Annotated in this window: 2 protein-coding genes; one reads left to right on the top strand and one right to left on the bottom strand. The window is 61.6% G+C overall.

Annotated elements, in window-relative coordinates; genetic code table 11:
- Nucleotides 1–55 (bottom strand): hypothetical protein (locus D4A39_RS18830; RefSeq protein WP_368731521.1); only part of this gene is annotated, 55 nt, incomplete at its 3' end.
- Nucleotides 56–101: 46 nt separating this feature from the next.
- Here D4A39_RS18830 and D4A39_RS17415 point away from each other — a divergent pair.
- On the top strand, nucleotides 102–375 hold a 274-nt coding region (locus D4A39_RS17415; RefSeq protein ID WP_306461027.1), incomplete at its 3' end, for a DNA gyrase subunit A.

Here is a 375-nt window from a genome sequence, read left to right on the forward strand (position 1 = left end):
CATACTTCTGTGCAAATTCAAAGTCGCGCTGGTCATGAGCTGGCACAGCCATCATCCGCGCCAAGACCCGGATCGAGGAGCTGCGCAAGGACCGCTACGCCATCGTGCTCGACGAGATCCCCTACCAGGTCAACAAGTCCTCCATGATCGAGAAGATCGCCGAACTGGTGCGCGAGAAGCGGATCGAAGGCATCGCCCATGTGCAGGACGAAAGCGACCGGGTCGGCGTCCGCGTGGTGATCGAGCTGAAACGCGACGCCACCCCCGAGGTGGTTCTGAACCAGCTCTACCGCTTCACGCCGATGCAGACCTCTTTCGGCTGCAACATGCTGGCGCTGAACGGCGGCCGGCCCGAGCAGCTGACGCTCAAGGATT

The organism is Alcanivorax profundi, assembly GCF_003597125.1.
Classification (GTDB): Bacteria; Pseudomonadota; Gammaproteobacteria; order Pseudomonadales; family Alcanivoracaceae; genus Alcanivorax; species Alcanivorax profundi.